General features: G+C 60.2%; 14 protein-coding genes and 1 pseudogene. 9 read left to right on the top strand and 6 right to left on the bottom strand.

Annotated elements, in window-relative coordinates; all coding sequences use genetic code 11:
- Positions 1-99 precede the first annotated feature (99 nt).
- The 3 genes from ACR9ZQ_RS38025 to ACR9ZQ_RS38015 form a co-directional block, all read right to left on the bottom strand.
- Positions 100-3,201 carry an efflux RND transporter permease subunit gene (locus tag ACR9ZQ_RS38025; RefSeq protein ID WP_481430421.1) on the bottom strand — a complete coding sequence of 1,034 codons (3,102 nt, stop codon included), beginning with the start codon at positions 3,199-3,201 and terminating at the stop codon, positions 100-102.
- Between the two features lie 9 nt (positions 3,202-3,210).
- Positions 3,211-4,455, bottom strand: coding sequence for an efflux RND transporter periplasmic adaptor subunit (locus tag ACR9ZQ_RS38020; RefSeq protein ID WP_481430420.1), 1,245 nt, complete (start codon positions 4,453-4,455; stop codon positions 3,211-3,213).
- 109 nt (positions 4,456-4,564) lie between these two features.
- Entirely contained in the window at positions 4,565-5,422 is an 858-nt protein-coding gene (locus tag ACR9ZQ_RS38015) for a MipA/OmpV family protein (protein WP_481430419.1), read from the bottom strand.
- 224 nt (positions 5,423-5,646) lie between these two features.
- Between ACR9ZQ_RS38015 and ACR9ZQ_RS38010 the strand changes: the two genes are divergently transcribed.
- The 3 genes from ACR9ZQ_RS38010 (at position 5,647) to ACR9ZQ_RS38000 (ending at position 8,291) form a co-directional block, all read left to right on the top strand.
- A complete protein-coding gene (locus ACR9ZQ_RS38010; protein ID WP_481430418.1) occupies positions 5,647-6,396 on the top strand; it encodes a response regulator in 750 nt (249 codons plus the stop codon).
- The gene (locus ACR9ZQ_RS38005) at positions 6,389-7,699 is read left to right on the top strand and encodes an ATP-binding protein (protein WP_481430417.1); all 1,311 of its coding nucleotides are present in this window, start codon (positions 6,389-6,391) and stop codon (positions 7,697-7,699) included. Before ACR9ZQ_RS38010 ends, ACR9ZQ_RS38005 begins: the two co-directional genes overlap by 8 nt.
- A gap of 298 nt (positions 7,700-7,997) precedes the next feature.
- Positions 7,998-8,291: a DUF2934 domain-containing protein gene (locus ACR9ZQ_RS38000; RefSeq protein ID WP_310382237.1), complete on the top strand. Its 294-nt coding sequence runs from the start codon at positions 7,998-8,000 to the stop codon at positions 8,289-8,291.
- A 174-nt stretch (positions 8,292-8,465) separates the two neighbouring features.
- On the opposite strand, the gene ACR9ZQ_RS37995 is transcribed toward ACR9ZQ_RS38000, so the two are convergent.
- Entirely contained in the window at positions 8,466-8,654 is a 189-nt protein-coding gene (locus ACR9ZQ_RS37995) for a hypothetical protein (RefSeq protein ID WP_481430416.1), read from the bottom strand.
- A gap of 76 nt (positions 8,655-8,730) precedes the next feature.
- On the opposite strand from ACR9ZQ_RS37995, the gene flgD reads away from it, so the two are divergent.
- The 5 genes and pseudogenes from flgD to ACR9ZQ_RS37970 all read left to right on the top strand — a co-directional run bounded on the left by flgD (position 8,731) and on the right by ACR9ZQ_RS37970 (position 12,518).
- Positions 8,731-9,165: a flagellar hook assembly protein FlgD gene (gene flgD / locus ACR9ZQ_RS37990; protein ID WP_481430415.1), complete on the top strand. Its 435-nt coding sequence runs from the start codon at positions 8,731-8,733 to the stop codon at positions 9,163-9,165.
- Positions 9,166-9,483: 318 nt separating this feature from the next.
- A pseudogene (locus tag ACR9ZQ_RS37985) lies at positions 9,484-10,064 on the top strand (TetR/AcrR family transcriptional regulator).
- A 121-nt stretch (positions 10,065-10,185) separates the two neighbouring features.
- Positions 10,186-10,788, top strand: a complete 603-nt coding sequence (locus tag ACR9ZQ_RS37980; protein WP_481430992.1) for a hypothetical protein — start codon at positions 10,186-10,188, stop codon at positions 10,786-10,788.
- A gap of 99 nt (positions 10,789-10,887) precedes the next feature.
- Complete coding sequence (locus ACR9ZQ_RS37975; RefSeq protein ID WP_481430414.1) at positions 10,888-11,742, top strand: cytochrome b/b6 domain-containing protein; 855 nt, start codon at positions 10,888-10,890, stop codon at positions 11,740-11,742.
- Positions 11,739-12,518, top strand: coding sequence for a molybdopterin-binding protein (locus ACR9ZQ_RS37970; protein WP_481430413.1), 780 nt, complete (start codon positions 11,739-11,741; stop codon positions 12,516-12,518). The genes ACR9ZQ_RS37975 and ACR9ZQ_RS37970 overlap by 4 nt, the downstream gene beginning before the upstream one ends.
- A gap of 82 nt (positions 12,519-12,600) precedes the next feature.
- On the opposite strand, the gene ACR9ZQ_RS37965 is transcribed toward ACR9ZQ_RS37970, so the two are convergent.
- Together ACR9ZQ_RS37965 and ACR9ZQ_RS37960 are read right to left on the bottom strand one after the other, a co-directional pair.
- Positions 12,601-13,629 (bottom strand): CorA family divalent cation transporter, encoded by a 1,029-nt coding sequence (locus ACR9ZQ_RS37965; RefSeq protein WP_481430412.1) that lies wholly within the window; start codon positions 13,627-13,629, stop codon positions 12,601-12,603.
- 208 nt (positions 13,630-13,837) lie between these two features.
- Positions 13,838-14,713 carry an AraC family ligand binding domain-containing protein gene (locus ACR9ZQ_RS37960; RefSeq protein ID WP_481430411.1) on the bottom strand — a complete coding sequence of 292 codons (876 nt, stop codon included), beginning with the start codon at positions 14,711-14,713 and terminating at the stop codon, positions 13,838-13,840.
- A 214-nt stretch (positions 14,714-14,927) separates the two neighbouring features.
- On the opposite strand from ACR9ZQ_RS37960, the gene melA reads away from it, so the two are divergent.
- A complete protein-coding gene (gene melA, locus ACR9ZQ_RS37955; protein WP_481430410.1) occupies positions 14,928-16,394 on the top strand; it encodes an alpha-galactosidase in 1,467 nt (488 codons plus the stop codon).
- Positions 16,395-16,448: the final 54 nt, after the last annotated feature.

Genomic DNA, 16,448 nt, shown 5'->3' with positions numbered 1-16,448 from the left:
TTTGAGGTGCAGATGGTGCCGCCATCTGCATACGGCCATCGACTATGCCATCGATCTCGGGTCGCCGAGGAATCCCGGCTGTCGAATTGTCCGACAGCACTAGCCGCGCAAACTGTCTGGGCTTTCGAGGAAGGCGTCGCCTGTGCCATCGACGGCAGCTTCGCCACCCGGCATCTTCTGCGCCAGGCGTTTGACCGCATCGCCGAGGTCGGCGATCAGGACATGGCATGCAGGAACGACGACGAGGGAGAGGACCGTTGAAACCATCAGTCCGCCAATGACCGCTACAGCCATGGGTGCTCTGAACTCGCCACCGATCTCGTGGCCGAATGCCGCCGGCACCATGCCAGCTACCATCGCTAGCGTCGTCATGATGATCGGGCGCAGCCGCTCGGCACAGGCTTCGATGGTCGCCTCGATGCGCGACAGGCCCGACCGCTCGAGCTCGATTGCAAAATCGACAAGCATGATCGAATTCTTCACGACGATGCCCATCAGCATGAGGATCCCGATGACGACCGGCAGCGACACGGGATGGCCGGTGAGGATGAGGGAGGCAACGACACCTGAAAGCGCAAGCGGAAGAGGGGTGACGATCGTCAGCGGTGTAAGAGGGCTGCCGAAAAGCAAGATGAGCACGACCACCACAAGGCTCAGCCCGGCGATCATGGCGAAGACAAAACTCGTAAAAACGCTGTCCTTGGAATCGGAATCGCCGGTTGCCCGCATTTCGACCTCCGCTGGCAGCGCCCTGACGGACGGCAAGTTCTTGAGCGCTGCGATGCCTTCGCCTTGCGTGATCCCTGCCGCAAGGTCCGCGCCGATTTCGACCCGACGCTGACGCTCCATGCGATGGATGACGGACACGCTTTCGCTTTCCTCCAGGCGTGCGACTGCCTCGAGCGGCACAAGCACCCCCGACGACGTCATGACCCGCAACTGGCGCAGCTTCTCGGAACGGTCTATTCCGGCATCCTCGACGAGCGTGCGGATCGGGATTAGTCTGCCGCTGTCCTTGAATGATGGCAGCCTGGAATCGGCATCTCCCAACGTCGCGACCCTGATTGCTGTCGCGACCTCTTTCGCACTGACGCCAAGATCGGCAGCCCGCTCCGGCGACACGAGCACCCCCAGTTCCGGCTGGCGCGTTGCCTCCGACGAAGCCGGATTGACAAACATCGTGTTGGAGCGCGTTTCGGTCAGGATGGCCCGGGCGGCCTTCGACGCCTGTTCACCATTGGCACTCAGGATTGCGAACGACACATCCCGACCGCCGCGGTCGTTGATGAATTCGAAGCGAAGGTCGGGAACGGCCTTCAATAGAACCTCGGCCTTTTCCTGGATTTGCTCAAGCGGAAGCTTGCGTTGGCTACGGTCTGCAATGGACATCACGATGGTCGACTTGCGGATGTCGCGCACGCCGTCGGACCCTGATCCGGCGCGCACGAACACGGTCTTGATATCCTCGATCCCCTTGAGACGACGGGCAACCAGATCGCTCACCTCCTCATTGTCGGCAAGCGTCGAGCCTGGCGGCAACTCGATCGACACCGTGATCCGGCCTGTATCCTGCGCCGGCAGAAAGGCGCTCGGCAGGGAACCGGCAAGCAGGATCGTCAGGGCAAAGAGGCCGGCTGCCAGTCCGCCTGTGATCCACCGCCATCTGATGGCGACGCCAACGAGCGCGCGATAGCGCGCAACCAGTCGCCCTTCCACGTGCGCTTTGCTTGGCGAGGTCAGAAAATAAGCAGCGATCAGCGGGGTTACCAGCCGTGCGACGAGGAGCGAGAAGAAGACGGCAATCGCGACCGTCAGGCCAAACTGGCGGAAATATTGGCCTATTTCGCCAGCCATCATCCCGACAGGGGCGAAGACGGCAATGATGGCGGCCGAGATCGCAATGACGGCGAGGCCGATCTCGTCGGACGCGTCGATCGCAGCCTTGTAGGCGCTTTTGCCGAGCCTCTTGTGACGGACGATGTTTTCGATCTCGACGATGGAATCGTCGACGAGAATCCCCGTCACCAGCGTGATCGCAAGCAGGCTCAACATGTTGAGCGAAAAGCCGGCCAGTTCCATCACCCAGAAGGTCGGGATCGCCGAAAGCGGCAGGCTGACGGCGGCAATGAGCGTGGCGCGCCAGTCGCGCAGGAACAGGAAGACGACGACCACAGCAAGGATGGCCCCTTCGATCAGCGTGCTGCGGGCAGACAGAAAGTTTGCCAGTGTCAGCGTGACGCTGTCGTCGACGATTTTGAACTGCGTTCCGGGCCTCGAGCCCGCTATTTCCTCAAGAGCCGTGGCAACCTTTTCGGCAACGGCGACATCTCCTGCGCCCGCCGCCTTATAGACCGTAAATCCGATCGCCGGCTCGCCATCGAGACGCGCGAAATCCTGCCGCTTCTCCGTCGTGTCGGCAACCACGGCGACATCGGAGACCGAAACACTTTTTCCCTGCGGCAGGGTAAGACGAATGGCCCGGAGCTCGTCGAGGGAGGAAACGGCTGCCTTGGTCGCCACCGTCATGTCCTGCGCGTCGACATTGCCCCGCCCGGACGGCAGATTGAACTGGCTTGCGGCGACCTGGTCGCTGACGGAGGCCGCCGTCAGGCCGAGAGGTGCAAGCCTTTCCGCCTTCAGGAGAACATGGATTTCCCGGTTGACGGTGCCGACGAGTTCGACGCGGCCTATACCGGCCAGCCCCTGGAGCTTCCTCACGACGACGTCGTTGATGAAAAAGGACAGATCTTCGGCCGACATCGAGCCGTTGTGGGCCGAATAGGTGACGACCGGCTGGTTTTCGGAATCGATCCTGTCGATGACAGGTTCATCGATGGCCGCTGGCAGTCGATCGCGGATCTTCGTGACCGCGTCCCTGACGTCGGAGACGGCCCGGTCGACCGGCACGCCGATTTCAAACTCGACCGTGGTCTCCGATCGACCTTCCGAAATTGTGGACTCGATGTGCTTGATATCGGGAAGGGCCGCGACGCTGTCCTCGACGAGCCTGGTGATCTGGATTTCAATCTGGTCGGGTGCTGAAGCGGATTCTTCGACGGTCACGCCGACTGCCGGGACGTTGATGGCCGGAAAATAGGTGACCGGCAACGTTGCATAGCTCTTCAGTCCGAGGCCGGTGAGGATGACGAACAGGAGGATGACGGGCAGCGGCGTGCGGATCGCCCATGCGGAGATGTTCATCGGATGACCTCAGTTGCCCTCGAAGACCGGGCTTGCATCGGCTTGCTCCATGACCGGGACTGCCTGGTCACCGGCCTCCATGAAGCCGCCCGACTTCGTCACCACCAGATCGCCTTCGTCGACGCCAGAGCGGATCTGAACGAAACCGGCTTGGCGGAAACCGAGCAAAACCGGCTTCCGCTCGATGCGGTTGTCCCTGAGGATCTTGATCGATGGTTCCTCACCGGAGTTGGCAATCGCCGAGGCGGGCAGGAATATGCCTTTGCTGCTGCCGATCTCGATGCGCGCCGAGGCAAAGGCACCGATCGGGGCCATCAATCCACGGGGGAGGGTGATCCGTGCGCGTCCGAGCCGTGTCCGGTCGGCGAGCGCCGGTGCGACGAAGCGAACGGAGCTTGTCAAACCGTCACCACCGTCGCCGAGAAAAACATGGGCGACGGCGCCGACGGGCACGGCATCGAACTGAGCCTGCGGGATTTCTGCTTCCAGTTCGAACTGGTCGTCATTTGCGATGATGAAGAGCTGCTCGCCGGATGAGGAGGCGGTCGCGCCGACCTTGGCGGACCGGTTGATGATCCGGCCTGCCACCGGCGCGACAATCCTCGTATAGCTCAGTCGCAATTCAATATCCTTGCGCGCCGCAGCGACGGTCTTGACGGCAGCTTCTGCCGATTGGACGGCCTGCCGGCTCGCCCGCACGCTCACCTCCGCGCGGGCGAACGTCTTTTGTCTCTGCTCAAGCGCTTCCTGTGACATCAATCCCTTGGGAACGAGCTTTTGTGCGCGCGTAAGATCCGCCTCGGCCTCCTCTTTTGAAATCTGGGCATTGTCGAGCGCACTTGAGGCCTGTCCGAGTTGTGCTGCCACGCTCGCCGCCTGCGCATCGTTTTGCTGAAGCTCGACATCGATCCTCGACGTATCCAGTGTCGCAAGCAGCTGTCCGCGGCTGACGAGATCGCCTTCTTCGGCGGCGATAGAGACTATCCGGGCTCCGGAGAGATCGGTGTTGACCAGTGTCGTTTCCCTCGCAACGACCGTGCCGACGACGGACACGCTCTGTTGGAGTACCTGGTTTCTGGCAGCGATAACCGACACTTTCGGCCCCTCCATGTCGGCGGCGAGACCGTGTATTGGAAGCCCGGTGGTCGCAGACAGCAGGAAGATCGATACAAGGCGACCCGTTCTGGCGTTTGGCGACGGGCGGTCGCCCTGTAGCAGGCAGCGCATGCGAGAGAGCGGCGTGAAGGAGGTCATCAATTCATTCCCTGCGCGATTCTTGTTTAATTGCGGGATTTGCAGAGCCGCCGCGTTGGCGACCCTTTTGGTTTTGAACAGCTGGCAATGATGCTTTGGCCGACTGGGATCAGAAACGGTAGCCCAGCATCAGCATGGTTTTCGCCTGAACCTTTTCTTTGACGATTGGGCTGTCTGCAGCGTCTCCGACCAGGAAGCTCACGCCCTGCTCGCCCCTGACCACCCAGTTCTCGTTGATCAGGTAGGTGGCCGAGGCGGAGAGGTCGACGCTCTTGATCCCGGCCCCAGCCTTGTGCTGCGCATGACCGGAGCGGGCCGACTGGGCGGCGTCGACACCGAAATAGGCTTCCATGTAGTTGTCGTCCGCGAAGGTGGCGGAGGCCTCGGCGCCGAGGATGAGATGCTCCGACAGGGGCTGCGAGATTGCCGCGCCGGCGGTTGCGAGCAGGCCCTCGCTTCCGCCGATCGTCTTGTCGACCGAGACGAAGAGACTGGCAGGCCCGAACGTGTAGGTGGCCTTGCCGCCGACCGTCACGCCGAAATCGATGTCGCCCATACCGCGCAGCGCGTCGGCATCGTCTTCGTCGCGGCCCGAGTCGTAGCCGACATTGACGTCGAACCGGAAAGCATCCTTCTCGAAGGCCTTTATTTCGATACCGCTTGGATCGATGGTGATCCGGTCGAAGAATTCGGCCGATACGAAGGGGAAGGGCGAGACTTCAAACTCGTCGCTTCCCTCGTATTTCGGTTTGAAGACAGCACCGGCACCGATGACGACGTGCCAATCGTGCAATGCCTGGCGAACCGGGCCGAAACGCTCCGGGTCCGGCGGTGGCGGTTCCTGCGCGGTCTGCCCGTCGCTTGTGAAGTCGGCGGCTTGCGCGGCAAAGGGCGATAGGAACAGCGACGCCACGGCGATGGAAAGCAGCCGTGACCGATCGGCGGTCAGTTTTAAAGAGGCAGACATGAATGCTCCGAGGTTAACTTTGCGCGCATCCCCCGAGACCGACCTGGAAGCACGCCACGCCTCAGCAGTGCCATGCGCGGCCGGCACCGCGTGTTGGATGTTGTTAAGAGTTGTTTCTGCCTGGGCGGCCGTTCTGCGCTGTAGAAACATTTCTTCATAATCGCGGGCGAGGACGGCCTCGCCTGCCATGATAAGGGTGAGACGGAAGAACGGAGGTGGCGTGATTGGTTGATGAGCGCGCACGAGCGGCCGTCGAGCGGCCGAGGATACTAATCGTCGAGGATGATCGTCAGATCGCCGAAATGCTGCGGGACAGTCTTGTCGAGCAAGGCATGGATGCGGAGGTCGCGGCCGATGGCGCAGCGATGGACGCGAAGATGCGCATGATGCCCTGCGATCTCGTTGTTCTCGATGTCATGCTGCCGGGCGAAGATGGTCTCAGTCTCTGCCGGCGCCTGCGCGCAGGCGGTGGCATCCCGATCCTGATGCTGACGTCCTTGAGCACCGACATCGACCGGATCGTGGGGCTGGAGATCGGCGCGGACGACTATGTCACCAAACCCTTCGTTCTGCGTGAGCTCCTGGCCCGGATCAAAGGCCTCCTGCGCCGGTCGGGCTTGTCTGCGCAGCGGGAGGTAAGGCCCGCACACAGGCTTTTACGTTTCGAGGGCTGGCGGATCGATCCGGCGCGGCGTCAAGTCCACGATCCGGCCCAGGCCAGGATTGCCATGACGACCCATGAATTCGATCTGCTCTTGGCCTTTTGCCGCAACGCCGGCCGGGTTCTGACCCGCGAGCAGCTGCTTGCAGTGACGCATGCCGGCCTTGCCGGTCCGATCGAGCGCAGCATCGACGTGCATATCAGCCGGCTCAGGCAGAAGATCGAGAAGGATCCCCGCGATCCGCTCCTCATCAAGACGGTCCGGCTCGGCGGCTACGTCTTTACCGCGCAGGTGGAAGAGGCCGATGTTTAGACGCCTGCGTCGTGTCACGATGACGATCCGCGGCCAGATCACCATCATTATTCTGGTGGCGCTGGTGACCATCATCACCATGGGCGATGCGGTGGAGCGCTGGGCCAGGGAAGATCTTGCCGCCCCGGATCTCGAAAACATCGCCGAAAAGCTGAACGCCATCGCCGAGCTTCTCGGGCCCGCCTCTCCTGAAGACCGACAGATCATCCTCGCCAACGCACGTCGCGCCGGCTGGGACATCGAACTCACGCCGACGGCGACCGCGAGCCGGTTTGCGCAGTCTTCGAGCCACCAGAGCTTTCTGGACATCGTCGCTGCCCGGTTGTTTCCGCCAGACAACGAACCGCCAATCGGCGGCTGGCAGACCTTTCTCGACGACCGGCGCGTGATCGCCGCACGCGTCGACGACGACTCGATCGTCATCACCGCGGGTTTTCCGGATTCCATGCTGAGCAGCGCGTTCCTGGGACGCGGCCCCTATTTCTTCGTCGCCTTTTTCGTATTGATCGTCTTTTTTTTCATGTTCGCGATCAGGGCGATCACGGAACCCATACAGCGCATCGCCCAAGCGGCGGCGGTTTCCGACATCACCACGGGTTCTCCGGTCTTCGAGGAGAGGGGAACGGTCGAGATCGTTGCATTGGCCCGGGCATTGAACGGCATGCGCCGGCGGATCCGTCTGATGATCGAAGCCCGCACCCGCATGCTGCGCGGCATCGGCCATGATCTGCGCACACCGCTGACGCGGCTGAAGCTGCGCGTGGAGCGGATGGGGGAGAGCGGTCAGAAGGACGCCCTGCTCTCCGACATCGATCGGATCGCAAGCTTGCTCGTCGAGAGCCTGAACTATCTTCGAAACGACTATGCGACCGAGACGATCGAGCTCGTCGACGTCGCAAGCATCCTGCAGACGGTCTGCAGCGAATTTGCCGATATCGGCCACGCCGTCCGATACACCGGGCCGAACCGGCTTCTTGCCAGATGCCGGCCGCTTTCCATCACGCGCGCGGTCACCAATCTTTGCGATAACGCCGTTAAATTTGGAGACAAGGTCGACGTGACGATGGCCGAGCGACTGGAGACCGTATTGATCACTGTCGAAGATGACGGCCCAGGCATTCCGCAGGAGCTTCGAGAGCGGGTACTCGAGCCTTTCTTCAAGTCGGACCAGTCTCGCGCTGGAGGCGGTTTCGGCCTCGGTCTGTCGATCGTCGCAGACATCATTCACTCCCACCAAGGCACATTGGAACTGCGGCAGCGCAACCCGCGCGGTCTCAGCGTTGTCGTGGCAATACCGAAATGAAGGGCGAGCGGTAATCTGCTATCGAAGGCTCTTCAAATCTCCACCACGGCGTCAAAGCAATCGCTGCCGCTCTTCCGGGCGACCCTGTTGCCGCGCGTATCATTATGAGCCCTTGGCCGGCGATGGCCGATCTTTTTCGTAAGCATTCCGTACAAACGCCACAACGGGAACTGGTCTTCGAAAGACGTGCTGGCAGCAGTTCCACTCGGTGGCGTCGGGAAATGCGCACGCAGCCATTGTCCTTCGGGCGCGATGCGCCATCTGATTGTTCCTGGCAACAGCTTCACAGGAGAGACAGATGGCATCGAACGAGGGTCGCATCAGACAACGTGCTTACGAAATCTGGGAACAGGAAGGTCGGCCACACGGCGAGGATCTGAAGCATTGGCTGCTGGCGTTTCAGGAAATCGCCGCGAGTGTTGAGACGGACGGTCAGTCTGCCAAGAAGCCTCGCTCCAGAAAAGCCACGACGGCTGACACTCCGGCGAAGCCGAAAGGCGCAACGAAGGCTAAGGGCGGTGCCCAGAGCGTTCCGACGACAACCCCGCCTCCAAAGCCGACCAAGGCATCCCGGAGCGTCACCAGGCACTGATCCGATCTGGCCGATATCATGCGCCGATCTGGAGTGCGTACAACGCGTTTGTACAGATCGTTTCCGATAAGCGGCACTTGTCGGAAGTCGTGAACTCAGGTCCCGAAATGCGGTTGCCGATCACCGTGTATAAGTGAATTCGCCAGGAGACCTGGGCTCTTCCGCATGTGGCTGTCAGCCATTCGACAGCGGCAGGAACGCGGAGCATCCGGCCGTGATAATCGGCATTGACAGAAAACCTACTAGAAGGTAGGTGATGGTGCGCTTCACAAAATCTGGCGCGTCATCCCCATCATCGGCGCGTCGTTCGTTTGCGCGAAGGAACTGAGCCAACACTGTCTTCATGCCGAAGACGTGCTTCATTATCTACCGACTAGTAGGCAGATGGTGCCCAAACTTTGGTGGACTTCCAACTTAACCCAAACAACCGAGATCGACTATGACGACAAATTCTCTCACAGGCCTCGGCTCCTCCACGGCGGGTAGCCCAGCTACCGCGCAGCAGAAGGCGATGGTGAACTATGACGACTTCTTGCAACTTCTCATCGCGCAACTGAAAAACCAGGATCCGACCGACCCCGTGGATGCCAGTGAACAACTGGCGCAGCTCGCCGGCTTCTTGCAGGTCGAACAGACGATCCAGACGAATCAGAAACTGGATGCCCTGCTGACAGGCTCCAATCTCGCCCAGGCCAGCAGCTACATCGGCAGCTACATCGAAAGCGCAGACGGTACGGTCAAAGGTACGATTGCTTCCGTCAAAATCTATAGCGACGGGATCATAGCCACAACGACGGAGGGCGGAAAGATTCTCGTCCAGCCGGGTGTCAGCCTCTCGCAGCCAAGCGGCAGTAGCGCTGCAGCCATCGAATGATCCTGACCGTCATCGACGTTCTTTGCACCCCGGGGAAGAATATGTCGGGCAAGCCCCTGAGGGAGTGCCCGATAGATCTGCGAAGTTATTCGTTGAACGGTTGCCTCCGGTAAAGACATGGGCCCTTTCTCATCGGGCGCCTCCTCCTCGAGCAGATAGCCAAGGCTACGGGAGATCACCCGGCCAGCCATGCTTGTTGCCGTGATCGATGCGGCCACAGCGGCTCTCTGCCGCCGTTCATGAGTTTTGGGGCACCTTCCGAAATTAGAATAGAATGCACGGTTGACGATCTTCCTACTAGAAGGTAGACAAGGGTGTATGAGCGGTCTTTCGAATACTTATGACGAGATCCTGAACAGTGCGGAAAAGCTGATCGTATCAGGCGGCTACAACGGGTTCAGCTATGCCGACATCGCTGCCGTTGTTGGCATCCGTAAGGCCAGCATCCATCATCATTTTCCAAGCAAGGTCGATCTGGTGCGTGCTCTTGTTGCCCGCTACCGCGTAAACGCCGAGACTGGCTTGGCCGAGGTCGAAAACAAGTTTAGCGATCCGCTCGAACTGCTGAAGACCTATGCCGGTTTTTGGGCCCAATGCATCGGGATGCAAGCCGTCCCTTTTGTGTCTGCGCGCTTCTTGCAAGCGAGCTGCCGGCCCTTCCTTTGGAGGTCGCGGTCGAAGTGCGTGCCTATTTCCACCATCTCTCAGGATGGCTGACATCGGTCATCGAGCGTGGTGATCAGCAAGGAGCCCTGGTGATCTCTTGCCCGGCGCGCGTGGAGGCAGAGGCTTTCATGGCCACCGTTCATGGCGCAATGCTATCGGCCCGAGCCTATGGAACGCCTGCGGTCTTTGAGCTGATTCTTGAGCCAAGTCTTCAACGGCTGCGGCCGCGGTGATCTAATTCCCTGCGACGGGGCGGCGCGTCGATGGGAAAAATGCATGGTAAAACAGCGTCGTCGAAACTCCCAACTAGTAGGTAAGGAACCTCAAATGTTGCGCAGACTTCTTCCAGTCATCATGGTCGCCGGCTTGGCTGGCGTGCCAGTAACGCTTGTTTCGCCGGCGTCTGCCCAGGCCGAAGAAAAAAAGGCCGTACTCAACATCCGGGGCAGTGTTGTCAACCTCGCCGGTTCTACCTTGAAGGTGAAGACGCGCGAGGGAGAAACCGTTGACGTCGCTCTTGCCGACGACTGGCAGGTCGCCAGTGTCGCCAACGCGAAGGTCTCCGATATTAAGCCCGGAGACTATGTGGGCATCGCCTCCCTGCCGAAGGAGCAGGGTGGAGACGGCGCTCTTGAAGTTCTGATCTTTCCACCTGCACTCAGGGGAGCCGGCGAGGGAAGCTTCGGCTGGGACCTCAAGCCGAACAGCAGCATGACCAATGCCACCGTCGCCGATTCGGTCAAGGACGTCGACGGGAGGACCGTTACCGTGTCCTACCATGGCAAGGAAAAGAAGATCTCCATTCCGGACGGTACGCCGGTCGTGACCATCGCCCCGGCAACCAAGGAGGACCTGGTCGCAGGAGCGGTCGTGTTCATCCCGGCCGAGAAGGCTTCGAGCGGGACAGTCGCGCATCGCGTTATCGTTGGCAAGAATGGCGTGGTGCCTCCTATGTGAGCACGTCGCCGCCGGTCAGCTTCCGCCCATTGGCCGACCGGCGGCATCCCGCTGTTCATTGCAACAAGCAACAATCCAGCTGACCGGAGGGCCGCATCCATGAGCGACAGTCCCGACAACGACAATATGCAGTATCCCCGGACCCTGATGATCCATCGTCATTCGCTGGTCACGCGGCTGGCGCATTGGCTGAACGTGATCTGCCTGAGTGTCCTGCTCTTGAGCGGATTGCAGATTTTCAACGCTCATCCCGAACTTTACTGGGGCCACTATGGTGCAGACGGAGATCCATCTGTCCTGACGATCGGCTCGAGCGGACAGGGCGAGGATATGCGCGGTTTCGTCCGGATCGCTGGTGTCGAAGTGCCGACGACCGGTGTTCTTGGCGTCTCGACCTTTGAGGGAGATCCAACGCCGCGGGCGTTTCCGGCCTGGGCGACGATCCCGTCGTTTCAGGATCTCGCAACCGGCCGCCGCTGGCACTTCTTCTTTGCCTGGCTATTTCTCGTCAACGGCATTTTCTACCTCGGCTTCAGCGTCCTGACCGGCCATTTTCGACGTGACCTGGCCCCGACGCGCAGGGACCTTTCCCCGCGTCATCTGTGGCACGAAATTCTCGACCACGCGCGTCTGCGCTTCCCGGAAGGGGAACAAGCAAGGCACTATAACGTGCTCCAAAAGCTCACCTACCTCGCCGTGATCATCGTCCTGCTGCCGACGATGCTGCTGACGGGCCTGACAATGTCCCCCGGCTTCGATGCCATCGTGCCGGCCCTGGTGGATATTTTCGGTGGGCGTCAGTCGGCGCGCACGATCCACTTCATGACCGCAACGCTTCTCGTTCTCTTCGTGCTCATGCATGTGGCGATGGTCGTGCTGTCGGGAACCTGGAACAACATGCGCTCGATGATCACGGGTCGCTATGCCATCAGAGAGAAAGGTCCGCATTCATGACGCGTAGCTTCCTTACCCGCAGGCGTTTCCTGATCGGCAGCACGCTCGGCGCCTCCGCACTCACCCTCGCCGGCTGCGACATACTGGAACAGAATACGGCTGTGGGCAGCGTTATCCGCTCGGCCGAAAATCTGACGATGAAGGCACAAAGGCTGCTGCAGGGGCGCGATGCTCTCGCCCGCGAATTTGCCGAGACGGATATTTCTCCGTCTTTCAGGGTGAACGGCACGAGCGCGCCGGATAGTGAGGACTATGCCGAACTCGTCGAAGGCAAATTCGCGAACTGGCGATTGAAGATCGACGGTCTCGTCGATCGGCCCCAGGAATTGTCCCTTAGCGACCTTAAGAGGCTTCCGGCTCGCACTCAGATCACCCGTCACGACTGTGTCGAGGGGTGGAGCGCGATCGGGAAGTGGACGGGCGTACCGCTTGGGGCTGTCTTAAGCTCGGCAGGACTGAGGCCCAACGCGCGATTTGCTGTCTTTCACTGCGCCGACGAGTTGGAGAAGACACTCGATGGAAGTGGCCGCTACTATGAGAGCATCGACCTCATCGACGCGTTCCATCCGCAGACCATCCTTGCCTATGAAATGAACGGGAAGGATCTGTCCGTCGGACATGGCGCGCCCCTGCGTCTGCGGGTCGAACGGCAACTCGGCTACAAGCAGGCCAAATACATCATGCGCATTGAGATCGTCGACAGCTTTGCCGGTCTGTGGGGCGGCAATGGCGGTTTCTGGGAAGACCGCGGCTATGAGTGGTACGCAGGGATTTGAGCGATCCATTACGCTCATACGATGATCGCCTTGTGTTGAAGCCGTCCGGAAGGGCGGACGTTGGATCTTTGCCTCCAGCCACTTAAAGCCAGTTGATCCGCTTGAGGATCATCAGCGTCGCAACCGATATGATCGCGACGAAGGCAACGATGATGATGAAAGCCCAGGTGTCGTTGACACCGGGGATGCCGCCGACATTCATACCGAAAAGACCGGCCACGACGCTCGGCGGCAGCAGCAGGGCAGCGAGTGCGGCGAGACGATTGGAATTGCGGGCAATGCGCTCACTGATGACCGTGGACAGGTCGTCATGAAGAATGCCGGTACGGTCACGGATGGCGTCGAGATATTCGATGAAGCGCATCAGCTTGTCGATGACCTCGCGGAAACGCAGCTTATCACGCTCCTTCAGCCACGGCGCGTCGTCATGTTCGATACGGTTCAAGGCGTCGCGCTGAGGGGCAAGGTAGCGGCGAAGCTGAACGGAGCGGCGGCGAAGCTGCTTCAGCCGCTCGCGTACTTCGCTCGCTTCGCCGTGAAAGATCAATTCATCCAGCTCGTCGACCTCTTCGTCCATCGTGTCGAGCACCGGCTCGAGGTCGCGGACCAGCTTTTCGCTGACGAGAGCAAGAAGTTCGCCCGTCTGTTTTGGGCCCTTGCCTTTGTCCAGGGCAAGGCGAATATCGCGCAAGGCAGTTATATAGTGGCCGCTGTCGCGCAGGGTCACCAGCCTGCGTTCGTCGGCCCATATATGAAGGGGAACGAGATCGATTTCGGCAGGCCCGGCTTTCGCTTCTTCCGGCGGCGCAGCACAGACGCCGCGAAGAATAATCATGAGTTCGTCATCGATATTTTCGACGCGCGGGCGTGACTCCTCCTGCAGCAAGGCGTCGGCGACCAGCGGATCGAAGCCGCCTCTCGTCGTGACCCATTCGGCAGCGGCCGGATGATCCCGCTCGAAATGCAACCAGACGACGCCGTCATCCGGCGTCCACCGACGCACTGCTTCCATATCAAGGGTGCGACAGCCGCCGTTGCCGTCAAGAAGCACGGCAAAACGCAAACCCGGCTCGGCGCCGTAACTTGCAACGCTCACGACCTGCTCGTGCATGAGTAACCTCCAGCTGCCAAAGCCCACCTCCCGTAAGCGCAGAGCAACAGCTTAGCGAGTTGCTGCCGGGCGGCAAGACGGTCAGTGTCTTGAGAGCAAGCTGCCGGCATCACAAAATTTCGGGACGGTCGGATCGGTGCGATCTCTTCCGTGACCGGTCATGGTGACTGGGTCTGTCGCCGGATACATTCTATCTTCAACCGATCTCTTACCGGCCGCGGCTGATGCTCGCATACATGCCGGTCGTGCGAAATTCGGTCGGCGTGATGCCGTAGACGCGCCGGAAGACCTTGGCGAAATAGTTTGCATCCTCGAAGCCGCACATGATCGAGACTTCTTTGACCGGCAGGAAATCCGCCTTGGTCAATAATTTTGCGGCGCGCTGCAGGCGCTGCTGCAGGACATATTCGGCGGGCGGCACGCCTTCGCTTTCGGCAAAGCTGCGCGAGAAATGGGCGCGGCTGAGGCCCACGATCGCTGCAAGCTCGCTGACCGGCAGCGGTTTTTCCAGATTGGCGTTGATATGGTCGGTCACCGGTTGCATGGCGCTTTGTTCGGCCATGGAGGCGGAAGCACCGAAGATGTCATCATAGAGCGCCATAGCGGCTTCATAGGCGACCGCCGAGGCTGAACCTGGCGTGTTTGCACCTTTGACGAGGCGCAGGCTGCAGTCCGCCAGATGATCGATGGTCGATTGCTGTAGCTTAAAGACCGGGCCCGCCAGGGCCAGCACCATCTTGTGGATGCGCAGCGTTTCTTCGCCATTCATTGAGATCCAGAAATATTCCCAGCGCTCTCCCTTTTCCAGCCAGTAGCGATGATTGTGCGGCACGAGCACCATCATCGTGTCTCCGCTCTGGAGCTTGTAGTTGCGATTCTGGTAGCGTAGGCGGCCGGTGCCGCTGATCGTATGCTGCAGCACCGTGAAGGGCGTCAGGCCGCGCTTTCTGCCATCCCAATCATAGGTCTCGTTTTCACGCACCTCGTAACCGGCGCTTGTCGGCATCGCATGCAGGCGCTGGCGTCCGCGCGGCAGCGAAACGGTTCTCATCGACTGGCCGTTGGCGATCAAATCCTGCAGCACAAAATTACCCTCGAAAGCATAATCCTTCTCTGGCCGCTCCTGCGAATATGCGCATAATCCTTTTCCACAAGAGGAAGAGATCGCGGTCGAAAGAACGGCCGGGAGGAATACAGGCACCATTTTCCGGTATTTTCAGACGGTATGCGCAAGCACGCCGCCTGGCCCTCCTTAGCTGTCTTTCTACCTAGCATTTGATCGGAACGAGGTGAAGGATATGAGTTTCAAAATCGCTATTATCGGAGCAGGCAGCGTCGGCTTCACCAAAAAGCTGTTCACGGACATTCTCTGTGTGCCGGAATTCAAGGACATTGAATTCGCGCTGACCGACCTCAGCGAACATAACCTCCAGATGATCAAGGCAATTCTCGACAAGATCGTCGAGGCAAACAAGCTGCCGACGAAGGTGACGGCGACGACAGATCGTCGCAAGGCGCTGGAAGGCGCGCGTTATGTCATCAGCTGCGTACGTGTCGGCGGCCTAGAAGCCTATGCCGATGATATCAGAATTCCCCTGAAATACGGCATCGACCAGTGTGTCGGCGATACGATCTGCGCCGGCGGCATTCTCTACGGCCAGCGCAACATCCCCGTCATTCTCGACTTCTGCAAGGATATCCGTGAGGTCGCTGCACCAGGTGCGAAGTTCCTGAACTATGCCAACCCGATGGCGATGAACACCTGGGCGGCTATCGAATACGGAAAGGTCGATACGGTCGGCCTCTGCCACGGGGTCCAGCATGGCGCCGAACAGATTGCCGAAGTGCTCGGCGCCAAGTCGCAGAGCGAACTCGACTACATCTGCTCGGGCATCAATCATCAGACCTGGTTCGTCGATCTGCGTCTCAACGGCCGCAAGATCGGCAAGGACGAGCTGATCGCCGCCTTCGAGGCCCATCCCGTCTATTCGCAACAAGAGAAGCTGCGCATCGACGTGCTGAAACGTTTCGGCGTCTATTCGACCGAGAGCAACGGCCATCTCTCCGAATACCTGCCCTGGTACCGCAAGCGGCCGGAGGAAATTACCCGCTGGATCGACATGTCCGACTGGATCCACGGCGAAACTGGCGGCTATCTGCGTCACTCGACCGAGACCCGCAACTGGTTCGAGACCGAATTCCCGCAATTCCTCGCTTCGGCCGAAAAGCCGATCGATCCGGCCAAGCGCTCCAACGAGCACGCGAGCCACATTCTCGAGGCGCTGGAAACCGGTCGCGTCTATCGCGGTCACTTCAACGTCAAGAATACAGGCGTTATCGCCAACCTGCCATCCGATGCCATCATCGAGTCGCCCGGCTTCGTCGATCGCTTCGGCATCAACATGGTCTCCGGCATCACCATTCCGGAAGCCTGTGCTGCGACCTGTATCTCGTCGATCAATGTCCAACGCATGTCGGTGCATGCAGCGATTTCCGGGGATATCGATCTCCTGAAGCTCGCCGTGCTGCACGATCCGCTGGTCGGTGCCGTCTCGACGCCGGAAGAGGTCTGGCAGATGGTCGACGAGATGGTCGTTGCCCAGGCCCGCTGGCTGCCGCAATATGCGCATGCCGTGCCAGCCGCCAAGGAGCGGCTCGCCAATTCCAAGGTCAAAACGAGAGAGTGGGAAGGGGCCGCGCGCCGCAATGTCCGCTCAATCGAGGAGCTTCGTGTTGAAAAGGCGGCGCTGAAGCAGGCCGTCTAAAATCAGGATGAGGGAGGCTGCGGCGGCTCTTCGGGAGGAAGGTCGCCCGCACAC

The organism is Rhizobium sp. KNZ14-9A, assembly GCF_056755015.1.
This window is presented reverse-complemented; position numbering and strand designations above follow the sequence as displayed.